This is a genomic window from Salinimicrobium sediminis (genome assembly GCF_900215295.1).
GTDB classification, from domain to species: Bacteria; Bacteroidota; Bacteroidia; order Flavobacteriales; family Flavobacteriaceae; genus Salinimicrobium; species Salinimicrobium sediminis.
The window spans coordinates 601856-616280 of sequence record NZ_OCMF01000001.1 but is presented as its reverse complement, the minus strand read 5'-3'; the positions used below and the strand labels follow the sequence as shown (position 1 = coordinate 616280).

Here is a 14425-nt window from a genome sequence, read left to right as displayed (position 1 = left end):
CTTATTTTAGTTTATTGAGATTTTTGTTTTACTTCCAGATGCCTGAAGCAACCGATAACGTGGTCGTTGACCATTCCTGTTGCCTGCATGTGTGCATACATTACCGTAGAACCAACAAATTTAAATCCTCTTTTTTTGAGGTCCTTGCTTAAAGCATCGCTAATTGCTGTGGTTGCCGGTACTTCACTTAGGGTCTTCCAACTGTTCTGCAAAGGATTGTTATCCACAAAACCCCAAATGTACCGAGCAAAAGATCCAAATTCCTGTTGCACTTTCATAAATGCCTGTGAATTGGACACGGTAGCCAGGATCTTCAACCGGTTTCTTATAATCCCGCTGTCCTGCATGAGGGCTTCTGTTTTTTCTTCGGAATATTCAGCGATCTTTTGATAATCAAAATTGTCAAAAGCCTTTCTGAAATTTTCCCTTTTCCGAAGCACAGTGATCCAGCTTAATCCCGCCTGAAAAGTCTCCAGGGTCAAAAATTCAAAAATAGCGGCATCATCTTTTAAAGGTACTCCCCACTCCAGGTCGTGATAAGCTTCATAAAGCTTATCTCCCACACACCAGCCACATCGGATCTTTGTCTCCATTAATTCTGAAAATTGTAGGTTATAGTTCCGGGTTGAGAATCTCTGCCGGGCTGCCTTGAAAAGCGTGCTTTAATAGCATATTCCTGTGCCATATCGGTCAAACATTCATTGCTGGTAGTTGATGCCGCTTTGTTGACAGATGTTTTTAAAACATTTCCCAAGGCATTCACAGTGATGTTTATAACTACTTTTCCCGATCTGTCACAGGTGTAAATAGGATTGGGAATATCAACAGCAGTGCGGCCGGTCAGAGAAAATGAAATGGAACTATTCCGCATGCTGCCTTTTTTAACCGATGTTTCCTTAGTTGTGTTATCTCCTTCGGAAGCTTTCTGTTTACGCTGTTCTTTATTGCTGTTTACAACCACATTTCCTTCTGAGGTTCTATTTGCCTCTTCTTCGGAAGCTTCCTGTTGGGCAGCATTTTTTTCAAAGATCTCTTCCAACCGCGATTCCACATTGCTTTTACTTTCCTGTTGGTTTTGGTTGTAAGCCTGGTGGGTTTCAAAAGCAGGCCTTGGAGGTTGCGGGGTCGGCGGTTCGGGATCTTCTGGTTGAGGTTGCTCTTCCGGAAGAGGTTCGGGACGCAAGTCGTTGAGTTCTATAAGCGTTTCCCTAATCTTTTTTGACTCGTTAGAGATATTAATGTTGTACATGGACAGGATCAATATCGAAAAGATAAGAACGGTAATGATCAGCGCCTTATGTCGGTCAAAAAAGTCCATTTTTAAGTCTCTTCTTCCCGCGAAAGATACTCATTTTCAAAAGAATCTATACTTAAAGCATCTTCAATCCGGTATTCTCCAATGCGGGTGCGCCGCAGGGACGATAGATATGCGCCGCTGCCTAATTCCTTTCCGAAGTCATGTGCCAGGCTGCGAATATAAGTGCCTTTGCTGCACACCACTCTAAAATGCACTTTTGGAAGCTCTACTTTGGTGATCTCAAATTCTGAAATATTTACCGTTCGGGTAGGGATGTGCACTTCTTCCCCGCTTCGGGCGTATTCGTACAGTCTTTTTCCGTCTTTTTTTAATGCTGAAAAAACAGGTGGCTGCTGCTGAATATCTCCTGAAAAAGCCTTTGTAGCGTGATGAATATCTTCCGAAGTGATATGATCTACAGGGAATTCCCGGTCAACTTCGGTTTCCATATCGTAGGATGGGGTTGTGGCGCCAAGTGTGAAAGTGCCGGTGTACTCCTTTTCCTGTCCCTGAAGGCTTTCAATAAGTTTAGTTGACTTCCCGGTACAAAGGATGAGCAAACCTGAAGCAAGCGGATCTAAAGTGCCTGCATGGCCCACCTTGATCTTTTTGATCCTGAAGTTTCTTTTTATAAGCCATCTAACCTTATTCACCAGCTGGAAGGAGGTCCAATCCGGCGGCTTGTCGAATAGGAGAATTTGTCCGGCTTTAAAATCTTCTTCAGTCATAGCTTTTAAGCGTAAGCATATTCATAGGCAATTGCAATCCCCCCTACTATAAAACAATAGATGGCGAAGTAGGATAGTTTGCTTTTTTTCACAAGGGTGATCATCCAGGTACAGGCAGCAAACCCTGCAACAAAGGCTGCTATAAAGCCGGCAATCAGCGGCATTGGTTCTATGGTGCTATTGGTGATCTCCCCGCTAAGAAGGTCTTTTGCGATCTTTCCGAAGATAAGAGGCACAACCATTAAAAATGAAAAACGGGCAGCCTTTCCCTTGTCATTTCCGAGTAAAACCGAAGTAGAAATAGTAGCTCCACTACGGGAAATCCCCGGGAGAATGGCTATGGCCTGTGCCACTCCTATAACAAAACTGTCTTTGTAACTCACGGGCTTTCCGGTATTTTTTGCTTTATCGGCCAACCACAGCAACAGGGAAGTGATCAACAGCATAAAACCTACAAAAGTGAGATCTCCGCCAAATAAGGCTTCCAGTTCTTCTTCAAACATGAGCCCTATAATAACCGCAGGGATCATAGAAAGGATAATCTTTACAGAAAATTGAGTTTCCTCATTCCATCTAAAGGAAAACAGCCCCCGGAATATCTCGGCTACATCTTTTCTAAACACAACAATAGTACTTAATGCGGTAGCGAAATGCAGCACCACAGTGACCATTAAGGATTCTTCGGGAATACTGTTGTCCCCAAGAAGGGCTTTTCCAATTTCAAGGTGTCCACTGGACGAAACAGGTAAAAATTCGGTTAGTCCCTGGATGATCCCCAGGAACACAGCATCAATAACTTCCATTTATTATTTTCGGGGGTTAAGAAGAATGGCGTAGACTTCTATTGCAAAGCCAATTAATACCAACGCAGGTGCCAGTCTAATTCTTCTAAAATTGTAGATCTCTTCATTAAAAACATTCGGATCGTCGCTACCGCCGCCGGCCATTAGAATAAAACCCAGTGCAATCACCGCCAGCCCAATACCCATGACTATATAATTCTTTTTCTCAAAAACGAAATTGAGGTCCTGTTTGTGTAGAGGTTTTTTGCTTTTGTTCATAGAATAGGATTTAGCCACAGATGCACAGATGTATTTTTATCTTGCCTCCAAAATTAGGGACAATAAAACTTTTTTCCTCCAAATGATCTCAATTTTATAATTAAAGTATAATTCTGTGGTGTATTAATTTATCTCCTTCAAAGTTTGCCAGGATGGCAAGCTTCAATTTAGAGATTTTTAGATAATTCAGACATTGCGCCATATGAGCATCATGAAGATGGCTAGCTGATTTCAATTCCAGAATTATTTTATCAAATACTACAAAATCTGCATAAAAATGATGAGGAAGAATGGAGTCTTTATAATGAACCTGGTATTTTTTCTCTCTCTCATAAGGAATTTCTCTGGCTTTTAATTCATATTCTACAGCATCAGAATAAACTACTTCAAGGAAACCACCTCCAAGTTCATTGTGAACGTCGAAAAGAACACCAATAATTTGATAGGTTAGATCTTTATAAAGAAATTCTCCCATAAATATCAGTGCATCTGTGGCTAAATTGATTGAGGATCTTACTAGTAATAAAGCTCATCCGTTTTAAGGTTCAGGAATCTTTGAGTGGCCAAAAATGTGCTAAACCAGGTGATAATGATTCCCATTAAAAATACTCCGATAAAAAGAGCGGCTAAAAGCGTCACATCATTGAGGAGTTCCAGTTCAGGGAAACTTTTGTTCATGTAATGAAGCACAAGACCCATTCCAAATAAAGCCAGTACAGCTCCTATCATTCCCAGCTTAACGCTTTGCCACACGAAAGGCCTTCTAATAAACCTTTTTGTAGCCCCCACCATTTGCATGGTCTTAATGGTAAATCTCTTGGAATAAACCGATAATCGTATAGAGCTATTGATCAACAACACTGCTATAAAAGTGAAAATGGCGCTGATCACCAGGATCCAAAAACTTATTTTTGTCACGTTCTCGTTCAAAAGGGAGATCAGCGGCTTATCATAAACCACTTCATCTACAAAACTTTTGGCGGTAAGTTCTTCGGCGATCTGGTCGATCTCTCCCGATGTAATATAATCTGCTTTAAAATAGACATCTATAGAATTCTGCAGCGGATTATACCCCAGGAACTCCATGAAATCCTCCCCAATTTCTTTACTATGTGCCTCGGCTGCCTCTTCTTTGGTCACATAGGTGGTGGATTTGGTATATTCGGCTAAAGCCAGACTTTTGTTGAGCTGTGTGATCTCGACTTCCTTGGCAGTATCTTTTAGATAGATAGTAAGTGCGATCTGTTCCTTAAAATGATCTGCGATCTTTTTAGTGTTGAGCACCAGCAGGCCCAACAATCCAAGTAAAAAAAGCACCAGCGCAATACTGATAACGACCGAAAAATAAGAGGAAATAAGACGTCTTTTTTGATACTTTTCAAAAGATGAACTCATAGGGCGGCTGCGTAAATTTGTGTAAAAGTAATAAAGTAAATGAATCCTTTTCTTTAAAACGACCAAACTTTTCACTTTCGTACATTAAACGTATTTTTGCGCTTCCCTTGAGATCTCAGGGGCTGTAATAACGTGATGCTGAATCTGTAAAATGAGGTACGACTTCAACCAAATTGAAAAAAAATGGCAGGAATACTGGGCAAAAAACCAGACTTTCAAGGCCGAAGATAATTCTGATAAACCAAAATATTACGTGCTTGACATGTTTCCGTATCCCTCGGGCGCCGGACTACACGTAGGCCACCCGCTGGGATACATAGCCAGTGATATCTATGCCCGATTTAAAAGGCACAAAGGTTTTAATGTGCTCCATCCTCAGGGTTATGACAGTTTTGGTCTTCCTGCAGAGCAGTATGCCATTCAAACCGGTCAACATCCCGCACTTACTACAGAAGCCAACATCAACAGGTACCGGGAGCAACTGGACCAGATTGGTTTTTCCTTTGACTGGAGCAGAGAAGTGCGCACCAGTGATCCTCAGTACTACAAATGGACACAGTGGATATTTATTCTGTTGTTTAAATCCTGGTATGACTATTCCGCAGATCGTGCCCGACCAATCTCCGAATTAGAGGATTTATTTTCTTCGGAAGGAAACCGGGATATAAAGGCTGCCTGTGATGAGGATACCGAAGCTTTTTCTGCTGCGGATTGGAATAATTTCTCTTCCGAAGAAAAACAGAGAATTCTTCTAAAATACCGTCTTACTTACCTGGCTGAAACTGAAGTAAACTGGTGCCCTCAGTTAGGAACTGTGCTGGCCAATGACGAAATCGTCAATGGAGTTTCAGAAAGAGGAGGATATCCGGTAGTTAGAAAAAAAATGACCCAATGGAGTATGAGGATCTCAGCTTACGCTGAAAGATTGCTGCAAGGGCTCAATGATATTGACTGGACCGAAAGTTTAAAAGAGAGTCAGCGTAACTGGATTGGAAAATCGGTGGGGGCACTTGTGGAGTTTAAAGTTCAAGGTTCAAGGTTTAAGGTTCCGGTATTTACCACTAGACCCGATACCATTTTCGGAGTGACTTTTATGACCCTGGCACCCGAACATGATTTGGTGGAGAAGATCACTAAGCCGGAGCAGAAAGCTCAAGTTGAAGCTTACGTCGAAGCATCGGCTAAAAGAAGTGAACGCGACCGCATGGCCGATGTGAAGACGATTAGCGGAGTTTTCACCGGGGCTTATGCAGAACATCCATTTACCAAAGAACCGGTTCCCATTTGGATTGGGGATTATGTTTTAGCGGGTTACGGGACGGGAGCTGTAATGGCAGTACCGTGCGGAGATCAACGGGATTATGATTTTGCCGGACATTTCGATATTCCAATTAAGAACATTTTTAAAGATGTCGATATTTCTGATGAGGCTTTTTCGGGGAAAGAAGGAACCGTAATAGCAAACTCAGACTTCCTTAACGGCCTTGAATATAAGACTGCGCTTAAAAAGGCCATTTCTGAACTGGAAAAGATCGGGCAGGGAAAAGGAAAAACAAATTACAGGTTGAGGGACGCTGTTTTTAGCAGGCAAAGATACTGGGGGGAGCCATTTCCGGTGTACTATGTAAATGGCCTGCCTCAAATGATCGAAAAAGAGCATTTGCCGCTTAGACTTCCCGAAGTGGAAAAATACCTTCCTACAGAAACCGGCGAACCGCCCCTTGGAAATGCCATCGAATGGGCATGGAATACTGCCAAAAATGAAGTGGTTCATAAAGATTTGATCGACCATAATGTTGTGTTTCCGCTGGAATTAAACACCATGCCCGGATGGGCAGGAAGTTCCTGGTATTTGTTCCGGTACATGGATCCTCACAATGAGGAGGAATTCGTTTCTGAAGCCGCGCAGCAATACTGGGAGAATGTAGACCTGTACATTGGGGGGAGCGAACATGCTACGGGACATCTTTTATACTCCAGATTCTGGACAAAATTTTTGAAAGACCGCGGCTTTCTTACGGTAGATGAACCTTTTAAAAAGTTGATCAACCAGGGAATGATCCTGGGAACTAGCGCATTTGTTTACAGGCTGGAGGGAGAAAATAAATTTGTTTCAAAACATCTTATCGGCGATCAAAGTGTACAACCCATTCATGCGGATGTCTCATTGGTAAATGCTTCAGATGAGCTGGATATTGAAGAATTTAAAAAATGGAGACCGGAATTTGCCGATGCTGAATTTGTAACTGAAGCCAATAAATACATCGTGGGCAGAGAGGTGGAGAAGATGTCAAAATCCAAATACAACGTGGTTAACCCCGATGACATTTGTGAGGATTATGGGGCCGATACCTTGAGAATGTATGAGATGTTCCTCGGTCCTCTTGAACAGGCTAAACCATGGAATACTGCAGGGATTACCGGAGTTCATAACTTCCTGAAAAAACTATGGAAGCTCTACCATGACGAGCATAATAACTTTGAAGTTAAAGATGGAAAGGCATCAGCCGAATCTTTAAAAACCCTGCACAAGACCATTAAAAAAGTGACAGAGGATATTGAGAATTTCAGCTTCAATACCTCCGTAAGTACCTTCATGATCTGTGTGAATGAACTTTCTGCTCAAAAATGCAATTTTAGAGAGGTATTAGAGCCTCTGGTGGTTCTTATCGCGCCTTATGCCCCTCATATTGCAGAAGAGCTTTGGCAGAAGCTGGGGCATGACACCTCAGTCACTACGGCAGTTTACCCTGTTTGTGAAGAAAAACATCTGGTAGAAAGCAATAAGGAATATCCTATTTCCTTTAATGGAAAAATGAGATTCACCCTGGAACTGCCGCTGGACATGACGCCACAGGAGATCGAACAAACGGTGATGGCTCATGAAAAAACACAGCAACAATTGCAGGGACGTACCCCTAAAAAGGTTATAATTGTGCCGGGAAAAATTGTAAATATCGTAGGATAATAATTTCGGTGAAGCCGCAGCAGCAGTGGAATAAGACAAAATTGCAGTTCCCTGTAAAAATGTAAATTGGCTGGATTTTTGTTATTGAACCTTGAACTAAAACAACTTTAGAAACTATGATGGGATATTATATCATCGCCGGGCTCATTTTTATAGTGAGTCTTTATGTTAGTAATAAACTTAAAAGTAAATTCAAGCACTATTCCAAGGTGCACCTGCAAAACGGGATGAGTGGCCGTGAGATCGCAGAAAAAATGTTGCGTGACAATGGGATCAATGATGTAAAGGTGATCTCTACCCCCGGGCAATTGACAGACCACTATAACCCTTCCAAGAAAACTGTGAACTTGAGTGAGGCGGTTTATACTCAAAGGAACGCTGCGGCAGCAGCTGTTGCTGCTCATGAGTGTGGGCACGCCATACAGCATGCAAAAGCTTATAGCTGGTTGCAGATGAGAAGCAAGTTGGTGCCGGTGGTGCAGGTGGCTTCTCAATTTTCCCAGTGGGCGATCTTTGGAGGTTTGATCCTTATGACTATGGTTTCTGTGGGCGTGGGACAAACCGTACTATTGGTGGGAATCATACTTTACGCAATGGGTACACTGTTCAGCTTTATCACCCTTCCTGTAGAATACGATGCCAGTAAGCGAGCTTTAGTATGGTTGGAGACTGAAAATATGCTGAATACCCAGGAACATAAAGCCGCAGAGGATTCACTAAAATGGGCAGCACGTACTTATGTAGTGGCAGCTGTAGGTTCTCTGGCTACTTTGCTATATTTTGTTAGCATCTATCTGGGGAGAGACTAAAAAAAGGCTTTTAAAAACAAGAAAAGGACGCCGCCGGCGTCCTTTTTTATTAAATAAGGTCTTTATTTATTCTCCGTGTTTTATCCTTTCGTCAATCAGTTTAAGAGCCAACCCGTCTGTACCCATAAGGTCAAACATTTCAAGGATCCTTCTAAACTGATTTTCTTCCTCCATTTGTTCCTGAATAAACCATTGTAGGAAATTTTCGGTTCCATAGTCCATCACTTTACGGCATTTGGTGACGATATTATGAATGGATTTTGAAATTTGAATCTCCTGGTCTAATGCAGTTTCAAAAATTTCCTGGAGAGAATTGAACTCGTGGTTAATATTGCTTACTTCAGGAGAATATGCAGTACCTCCGTTCTCGTTGATGAACTTGAAGATCTTAAGCATGTGTTCGCGTTCTTCATTTGACTGTTTATAGAAAAAATCTGCACTATAAACCAGTCCGTTATGGTCGCACCATGAAGCCATTGCGAGATAAGCTGCAGCGGAATGGGCCTCTTTAGCGATCTGCTCGTTTAAAAGGTCCATTACATCTACATTAATTCCTATTTTTTGCCGAACTATATCTTTCATAATTTTAATCTTTTTCTAAAATTACATAAAAGAAAGCTGCTTTCTCAGAAAGTAAGGGAATTTATACTTAATCTAAATCCAAGAGATTTAAGGAACTACCAGGGAATTTAATTCCAGGATGCCAAAAGTGGCTTTAAGAAGCTGCTTGAGGTCAATGATCTGTAAAGTATCAAAGACAAAGAGGTGCTCCCGGTTGCATAGGGTCAAAATCTCAATCCCGCTATAGTTCAAATCCTTATCAAAGTGAGAAGAGATATCTATGTTGTGCACCTTTTGCCTCAAAGCGAGCAACTGGCAAAAACTCAGTTTTACCCGTTTATGTCCAAAATCCACATAAAAACAGCGGCCCTGGTCGCACTGGTAAGAAGAATAATAATATGTTTTGTAAAGCAGGTTCATGCTGCCGACAAAAGTATTTCTTATTGAGACTTATTCCAAATAATAATCAGCAAAAAATCCTGAAGAATGACGAGGATCATCTTCAGGATTTAGAATTGCTTAATTTCCTACCTCTCCAAAGGGATTATAACCTAAATATTCTTTCTCTTCTTCTTTAAAAACAATCCCGTTCCCGGCAAGTTCTTTTAGAATAGGATCATAGACCTCTTTTGTAATAGGCAGTTGCACTCCCGGAGTGGAAATGGTTCCGTTAAGGATCTTCAAAGCGGCAATGGCAACAGGCAATCCTACCGTACGAGCCATCGCGGTGCGGATTTGATCCTGCCCGATATGTACCATAGTAGCATCGATTTGCTTCTTTTCTCCATCCAGTTCATAGCCAAACTTATGATACATAACGATCATATCCTTATCCTCTTCTGAAAGCGTCCATTTGTCCATTAATATCTTCTGAAGGATCTCTGCCGGAGTCACATTTTTGAGACCCACCTTTTTCTTTGGATTAAAAATATCAAGCTCCAGGAGTTTGTCCCACATGATGTCATCCTGATCGATCTTAAGGTTGTGCCTGAATTTCAGCTCTACTGAATCTGTAGGAGAGTAGGGAAGAAAAGAATTGGTAAAATCCCGGTAGCTCATATCCGCAGAATTCTCCATAATGTAACTGTCATCGGTCATTCCAAGTTGTACAAACATGTTCCATGCCCGGCTAAATCCTACACGTCTTATTGTTCCGCGGTAAAGGGTGAGAACATCATCCAATCCGTAAACGCTCTTGTATTTAAGAGAGTTTCGATTAGCGTAAACCTCAAATTTTCCATAGCCTTTCACCTCGATAAATTCAGTTCTTCTGAAAAGCCGGTTATACGGAATGTATTTGAATTTTCCTTCCTGAAGAAATTTGGCTACGCCTCCCTGTCCTGCAACTACTACATTTCTCGGGTTCCAGGTGAATTTATAGTTCCAGAGGTTTGTATCACTTTCGGGAGCTACCAGTCCGCCGGTAAATGATTCAAAAAGCAGCATTTTTCCGCCTTTTGCCCTTATCCTGTCGATCACCTGCATGGCACTCATGTGGTCGATCCCGGGATCCACTCCAATTTCATTCATAAAGACCAGGCCTTTTTTCTTCACCTCCTCATCGAGCTCCTGCATTTCATCACTCACATAGGAAGCGGTTACCATATTCTTTCCGTAGTTAAGGCAGTCTTTCGCCACTTCTATATGAAAACGTGCGGGCAACATAGAGATCACCAGGTCGGCCTCCTGAACTGCGGCCTGTCTTTCCTCTTTTTTAAAGATATCCAAAGCCATGGCTTTTGCCCGGGGATGGTCTCCCGCCAGTTTTGAGGCATTCTCCAGGACCAGATCGGCTATTTGAAGTTGTAAGTTTTCAGAATCAGATTTTTTAAGTAGATATTCAATAAGTACAGAAGTAGATTTACCTGCACCAACAATGAGTATTTTGCGCATAAGGAGTAAAATTGAGTATGTTTGTCATTTGTTTGGACAACGAATGTAAATAATTGGCAGCGGCTTTAAAAATATTGTATGAGCAGAAGTATATTAATTGCAGGAGGTTTTCTAGGAGTAATAGCGATTATTTTGGGTGCTTTTGCCGCCCATGGACTTAAACCATATTTAAGTGTGGAAAGCCTGCAAACATTTGAAACCGGGGTGAAATATCAAATGTATCATGCTTTATTCCTGCTACTCCTGGGGTCATTGCCCCTTGCTTCAGAAAAAGTTAAAAAGATATGCTTCTATTTAACAATTACCGGAGTGATATTTTTTTCAGGATCAATTTATCTTTTAGCTACCAATTCCATGACATCATTTGATTTTAGGCTGTTTGGTCCCATTACACCAATAGGAGGAACGTTAATGATCGCTGCATGGATTATGCTATTGATCAACTTTTTTAAGTTAAAAAAGAAATAAAAGGAAAACGCTGCCGCAGAATCTTTCTAAGATTTTCTACTTTTGTTCGCCTAAGTAACAATCACACGACAAAACTTTTTATGTTGGCTAAAAAACAATTTACGAAAACGATTGCGCTGGAACAGTATGGTATTAAGAATGCAGAGATCCATTACCAGCTTTCTCCGGAAGAACTTCATGAGATCACGATCGAAAAAGGACAGGGAGTAGAAGCTTCCTCTGGAGCTTTGGCTGTGAACACCGGAGAATTTACCGGAAGATCTCCAAAAGACAGGTTTATAGTTAAGGATGAGATCACTAAAGACAAAGTATGGTGGGGGGATATCAACCTCCCTTTTGATCCTGAAAAGTTTGATGCTCTTTACAACAAAGTAACCGACTATCTTTCCGGGAAAGAAATTTTTGCACGGGATTCTTATGCGTGTGCAGATGATGATTACAGGTTAAATATTCGGGTGATCAATGAATATCCATGGTCAAATCTTTTTGCCTATAACATGTTCCTTCGCCCGGAAGAGAGCGAACTTAAAGATTTTAAAGAGGACTGGCTGGTGGTTAACGCCCCCGGATTTATGGCAGATCCCGAAGTTGATGGAACAAGACAACACAACTTTGCAATTCTCAACTTTACGAGGAAAATTGCTCTAATTGGGGGGACAGGATACACAGGAGAGATAAAAAAGGGAATTTTTTCTGCTCTTAATTTCATTCTCCCTGTAGATAAAAACACATTACCAATGCACTGTTCTGCCAATGTGGGAGAGGAAGGTGATACTGCTATTTTCTTCGGATTGTCAGGTACCGGCAAAACAACTTTATCTGCAGATCCCGAAAGAAAATTGATTGGAGATGATGAGCACGGCTGGACCAAAGAAAACAGAGTATTCAATTTTGAAGGAGGTTGTTATGCGAAGGTGATCAACCTTACTGAAGAGAACGAACCCGACATCTACAGAGCAATTAAACCCGGAGCAATTCTTGAAAATGTGATTCTGGAAGAGGATGGGGACGTGGATTTTGAGGATACTTCGATCACGCAAAACACACGGGTGAGTTATCCTATTTATCATATTGATAATATTCAGGAACCTTCAATAGGCGAGAACCCAAAGAACATATTTTTCCTTACGGCTGATGCTTTTGGAGTATTGCCGCCTATTAGCAAACTTACTCCTGGCCAGGCTGCTTATCATTTTATAAGCGGTTATACCGCAAAGGTTGCGGGAACTGAAGCAGGTGTTGATGAGCCGGTGCCAAGTTTTTCTGCTTGCTTTGGAGCGCCATTCATGCCGCTGCATCCAACTAAATATGCAGAAATGCTTAGTGCAAAAATGAAGGAGAACAATGTAAATGTATGGCTGGTGAACACAGGATGGACCGGCGGACCTTATGGAGTTGGATCAAGAATGAAACTACGGTATACAAGGGAGATGATCTCCTCGGCTTTAGAAGGCAAACTTGAAAATGTAGAATTTACCGAACATCCGATTTTTGGTTTAAAGATGCCGGTGGAATGTGAAAACGTTCCTTCAGAAGTTCTTAACCCAAGAAACACCTGGAAGGATAAGGAAGCATACGATAAAAAAGCTGAGACTTTAGCAACTTCTTTTCAAAAGAACTTTGAAAAATTCGAGAAGCAGGCGAACGTCGAAATTTTATCGGGAGCTCCCAAGGCTTCTTAAAAGCTTCAGCTTAGACATAAAAAAAACCGGCTTCTGCCGGTTTTTTTACGTCTATTGAAAAGGCTTAATGAGCCTTTTTATTTTGTTCCTTAATATATTTTTCAAGCGCCATGGTCATTGACGGAGTTTCAGGAGTTGGCGCCTGTATGTTAACTACAAGCCCATGTTCTTTTGCGGCTTTCACCGTAGTATTTCCAAAAACAGCAATTTTAGTATCGTTTTGTTTAAAATCGGGAAAGTTTTCAAACAGGGATTTTATTCCGCTAGGGCTAAAGAAAACCAGAATATCATAAAAAACTTCTCTTAGGTGAGAAAGATCACTTACTACTGTCTTGTAAAAAACAGCTTTCTTCCAATCTACACCCAATTTATTAAGTGTCTTGGGCACGTCCGGCTTCAGCATATCTGAAGAAGGAAGAAGGAATTTCTCGGTTTTATATTTCTTGATAAGGGGAGATAATTCAGCAAAAGTTCTTTTTCCTACATAAATCTTCCGTTTTCTGTATACCACATACTTTTGAAGGTAATAGGCTACAGCTTCGCTTTGGCAAAAATACTTTAAGGTATCGGGCACCTTATATCTCATTTCTTCGGCAATCCTAAAGAAATGATCAACAGAATTTCTACTTGTAAGAATAATTGCAGTGTATTGTGATAAATCTACCTTTTGTTGTCTAACATCCTTGGAAGAAACTCCCTCTACATGTATAAAAGGAATGAAATCAATTTTAACTTTTTGCTTTTCTTCAAGGTCAAAATAAGGGGAATTTTCAACTTTAGGTTCGGGCTGAGAAACCAGAATTGTTTTCACTTTCATATACATTTTCTTTTATACACCTTGCAACTTGGTAACCAGCTTATATAAAATATAATAGGGCCCAATTTCAAGAGCGCAAAGATACAAAATAAAATAAAACGAATGGGTCAAAATGTACTGCCGGTTTTTGGCAAAAATACTTAAAAGGGTAATGAAATTCATTAGTAGGATCAATCCCAGAAAGATATAGAGGGCCAGCGAAGTTGGTTCCCACACATAAATAAACAATATCGTTACCGGGAGCATGACCATGGCCATGAAATTTCTATAGCTTAGCTTGTAAAAGAGGTAATAGTTGATCTTTTTGTTAACCGAAATAATATCGGCGAGTATCTTTTCAATTGAGAATTTTAAAAGGACGAAAGCAGTATAGGCTGTTATGATCCTAAGAAATAACACTCCCGGACGGGCGGGTGGGGTTTCATTGAAAGTGAGATAAAACAAATAAATGAACAATGCTGCCGAAATAGCATTTATGGTGAAAAAAATAATGTTGAAAGGATGAAAAAGATTAGCATTCTTTCCTTTTAAGAGTAAATATTTATCGGTGGCAAATAACATTACAAAATGAGCAAATCGCTGTGTAAAAGAATATTTTGCTACTACCAGTAAAATTAAAACCAGCAGCAGTAGAAGGGTGATCCAATCTTGAGAAACTGCATATCTTTCTATAGCTTCCAATAAATATTATTTTCTACAAAGGTATAATTAAAGCGATGAAAAGAAGCCTTAAAACTAAATTGTAA

At 40.8% G+C, this 14425-nt stretch carries 16 protein-coding genes; 4 read left to right on the top strand and 12 right to left on the bottom strand.

Going from position 1 to position 14425, the window contains the following annotated elements:
- Positions 1 to 11: 11 nt before the first annotated feature.
- The 7 genes from CRO16_RS02765 to CRO16_RS02735 all read right to left on the bottom strand — a co-directional run bounded on the left by CRO16_RS02765 (position 12) and on the right by CRO16_RS02735 (position 4481).
- Positions 12 to 593 (bottom strand): DNA-3-methyladenine glycosylase I, encoded by a 582-nt coding sequence (locus tag CRO16_RS02765; RefSeq protein ID WP_097054809.1) that lies wholly within the window; start codon positions 591 to 593, stop codon positions 12 to 14.
- Positions 593 to 1318 (bottom strand): hypothetical protein, encoded by a 726-nt coding sequence (locus tag CRO16_RS02760; protein WP_097054808.1) that lies wholly within the window; start codon positions 1316 to 1318, stop codon positions 593 to 595. The genes CRO16_RS02765 and CRO16_RS02760 overlap by 1 nt, the downstream gene beginning before the upstream one ends.
- A 2-nt stretch (positions 1319 to 1320) precedes the next feature.
- Positions 1321 to 2025 (bottom strand): tRNA pseudouridine(55) synthase TruB, encoded by a 705-nt coding sequence (gene truB / locus CRO16_RS02755; protein ID WP_097054807.1) that lies wholly within the window; start codon positions 2023 to 2025, stop codon positions 1321 to 1323.
- A gap of 5 nt (positions 2026 to 2030) precedes the next feature.
- Positions 2031 to 2828, bottom strand: a complete 798-nt coding sequence (locus tag CRO16_RS02750) for an undecaprenyl-diphosphate phosphatase (protein ID WP_097054806.1) — start codon at positions 2826 to 2828, stop codon at positions 2031 to 2033.
- 3 nt (positions 2829 to 2831) lie between these two features.
- Positions 2832 to 3086: a DUF3098 domain-containing protein gene (locus CRO16_RS02745; protein ID WP_097055754.1), complete on the bottom strand. Its 255-nt coding sequence runs from the start codon at positions 3084 to 3086 to the stop codon at positions 2832 to 2834.
- 100 nt (positions 3087 to 3186) lie between these two features.
- Positions 3187 to 3561: a GxxExxY protein gene (locus CRO16_RS02740; protein WP_097054805.1), complete on the bottom strand. Its 375-nt coding sequence runs from the start codon at positions 3559 to 3561 to the stop codon at positions 3187 to 3189.
- A gap of 41 nt (positions 3562 to 3602) precedes the next feature.
- Positions 3603 to 4481: a cell division protein FtsX gene (locus tag CRO16_RS02735; RefSeq protein WP_097054804.1), complete on the bottom strand. Its 879-nt coding sequence runs from the start codon at positions 4479 to 4481 to the stop codon at positions 3603 to 3605.
- 151 nt (positions 4482 to 4632) lie between these two features.
- Here CRO16_RS02735 and leuS point away from each other — a divergent pair, with 151 nt between their 5' ends.
- Together leuS and CRO16_RS02725 are read left to right on the top strand one after the other, a co-directional pair.
- Positions 4633 to 7449, top strand: a complete 2817-nt coding sequence (gene leuS, locus CRO16_RS02730; protein WP_097054803.1) for a leucine--tRNA ligase — start codon at positions 4633 to 4635, stop codon at positions 7447 to 7449.
- 116 nt (positions 7450 to 7565) lie between these two features.
- Complete coding sequence (locus CRO16_RS02725; protein ID WP_097054802.1) at positions 7566 to 8258, top strand: zinc metallopeptidase; 693 nt, start codon at positions 7566 to 7568, stop codon at positions 8256 to 8258.
- Between the two features lie 66 nt (positions 8259 to 8324).
- On the opposite strand, the gene CRO16_RS02720 is transcribed toward CRO16_RS02725, so the two are convergent.
- From CRO16_RS02720 to CRO16_RS02710, 3 genes are all read right to left on the bottom strand, one after another.
- The gene (locus CRO16_RS02720) at positions 8325 to 8840 is read right to left on the bottom strand and encodes a ferritin (protein ID WP_097054801.1); all 516 of its coding nucleotides are present in this window, start codon (positions 8838 to 8840) and stop codon (positions 8325 to 8327) included.
- An 87-nt stretch (positions 8841 to 8927) separates the two neighbouring features.
- On the bottom strand, positions 8928 to 9239 hold the full coding sequence (locus tag CRO16_RS02715) for a hypothetical protein (RefSeq protein ID WP_097054800.1): 312 nt from the start codon (positions 9237 to 9239) through the stop codon (positions 8928 to 8930).
- Positions 9240 to 9338: 99 nt separating this feature from the next.
- A complete protein-coding gene (locus tag CRO16_RS02710) occupies positions 9339 to 10712 on the bottom strand; it encodes a saccharopine dehydrogenase family protein (RefSeq protein WP_097054799.1) in 1374 nt (457 codons plus the stop codon).
- 78 nt (positions 10713 to 10790) lie between these two features.
- Between CRO16_RS02710 and CRO16_RS02705 the strand changes: the two genes are divergently transcribed.
- On the top strand, positions 10791 to 11180 hold the full coding sequence (locus CRO16_RS02705) for a DUF423 domain-containing protein (RefSeq protein ID WP_097054798.1): 390 nt from the start codon (positions 10791 to 10793) through the stop codon (positions 11178 to 11180).
- A gap of 80 nt (positions 11181 to 11260) precedes the next feature.
- Positions 11261 to 12862 (top strand): phosphoenolpyruvate carboxykinase (ATP), encoded by a 1602-nt coding sequence (gene pckA / locus CRO16_RS02700; protein WP_097054797.1) that lies wholly within the window; start codon positions 11261 to 11263, stop codon positions 12860 to 12862.
- 64 nt (positions 12863 to 12926) lie between these two features.
- On the opposite strand, the gene CRO16_RS02695 is transcribed toward pckA, so the two are convergent.
- Together CRO16_RS02695 and CRO16_RS02690 are read right to left on the bottom strand one after the other, a co-directional pair.
- Positions 12927 to 13679: a uroporphyrinogen-III synthase gene (locus tag CRO16_RS02695; protein ID WP_097055753.1), complete on the bottom strand. Its 753-nt coding sequence runs from the start codon at positions 13677 to 13679 to the stop codon at positions 12927 to 12929.
- A 12-nt stretch (positions 13680 to 13691) separates the two neighbouring features.
- Positions 13692 to 14360, bottom strand: coding sequence for a DUF4271 domain-containing protein (locus CRO16_RS02690; RefSeq protein WP_097054796.1), 669 nt, complete (start codon positions 14358 to 14360; stop codon positions 13692 to 13694).
- Positions 14361 to 14425 lie beyond the last annotated feature (65 nt).

Excerpts from the sequence above, each read along its gene's own strand:
- CRO16_RS02760 (WP_097054808.1), bottom strand. The coding sequence starts at position 1,318 with ATGGACTTTTTTGACCGACATAAGGCGCTGATCATTACCGTTCTTATC.
- CRO16_RS02705 (WP_097054798.1), top strand. The coding sequence starts at position 10,791 with ATGAGCAGAAGTATATTAATTGCAGGAGGTTTTCTAGGAGTAATAGCG.
- CRO16_RS02765 (WP_097054809.1), bottom strand. The coding sequence starts at position 593 with ATGGAGACAAAGATCCGATGTGGCTGGTGTGTGGGAGATAAGCTTTAT.
- CRO16_RS02745 (WP_097055754.1), bottom strand. The coding sequence starts at position 3,086 with ATGAACAAAAGCAAAAAACCTCTACACAAACAGGACCTCAATTTCGTT.
- truB (WP_097054807.1), bottom strand. The coding sequence starts at position 2,025 with ATGACTGAAGAAGATTTTAAAGCCGGACAAATTCTCCTATTCGACAAG.
- CRO16_RS02750 (WP_097054806.1), bottom strand. The coding sequence starts at position 2,828 with ATGGAAGTTATTGATGCTGTGTTCCTGGGGATCATCCAGGGACTAACC.
- CRO16_RS02695 (WP_097055753.1), bottom strand. The coding sequence starts at position 13,679 with ATGAAAGTGAAAACAATTCTGGTTTCTCAGCCCGAACCTAAAGTTGAA.
- CRO16_RS02740 (WP_097054805.1), bottom strand. The coding sequence starts at position 3,561 with ATGGGAGAATTTCTTTATAAAGATCTAACCTATCAAATTATTGGTGTT.
- pckA (WP_097054797.1), top strand. The coding sequence starts at position 11,261 with ATGTTGGCTAAAAAACAATTTACGAAAACGATTGCGCTGGAACAGTAT.
- CRO16_RS02720 (WP_097054801.1), bottom strand. The coding sequence starts at position 8,840 with ATGAAAGATATAGTTCGGCAAAAAATAGGAATTAATGTAGATGTAATG.
- CRO16_RS02715 (WP_097054800.1), bottom strand. The coding sequence starts at position 9,239 with ATGAACCTGCTTTACAAAACATATTATTATTCTTCTTACCAGTGCGAC.
- CRO16_RS02725 (WP_097054802.1), top strand. The coding sequence starts at position 7,566 with ATGATGGGATATTATATCATCGCCGGGCTCATTTTTATAGTGAGTCTT.
- CRO16_RS02735 (WP_097054804.1), bottom strand. The coding sequence starts at position 4,481 with ATGAGTTCATCTTTTGAAAAGTATCAAAAAAGACGTCTTATTTCCTCT.
- CRO16_RS02710 (WP_097054799.1), bottom strand. The coding sequence starts at position 10,712 with ATGCGCAAAATACTCATTGTTGGTGCAGGTAAATCTACTTCTGTACTT.
- leuS (WP_097054803.1), top strand. The coding sequence starts at position 4,633 with ATGAGGTACGACTTCAACCAAATTGAAAAAAAATGGCAGGAATACTGG.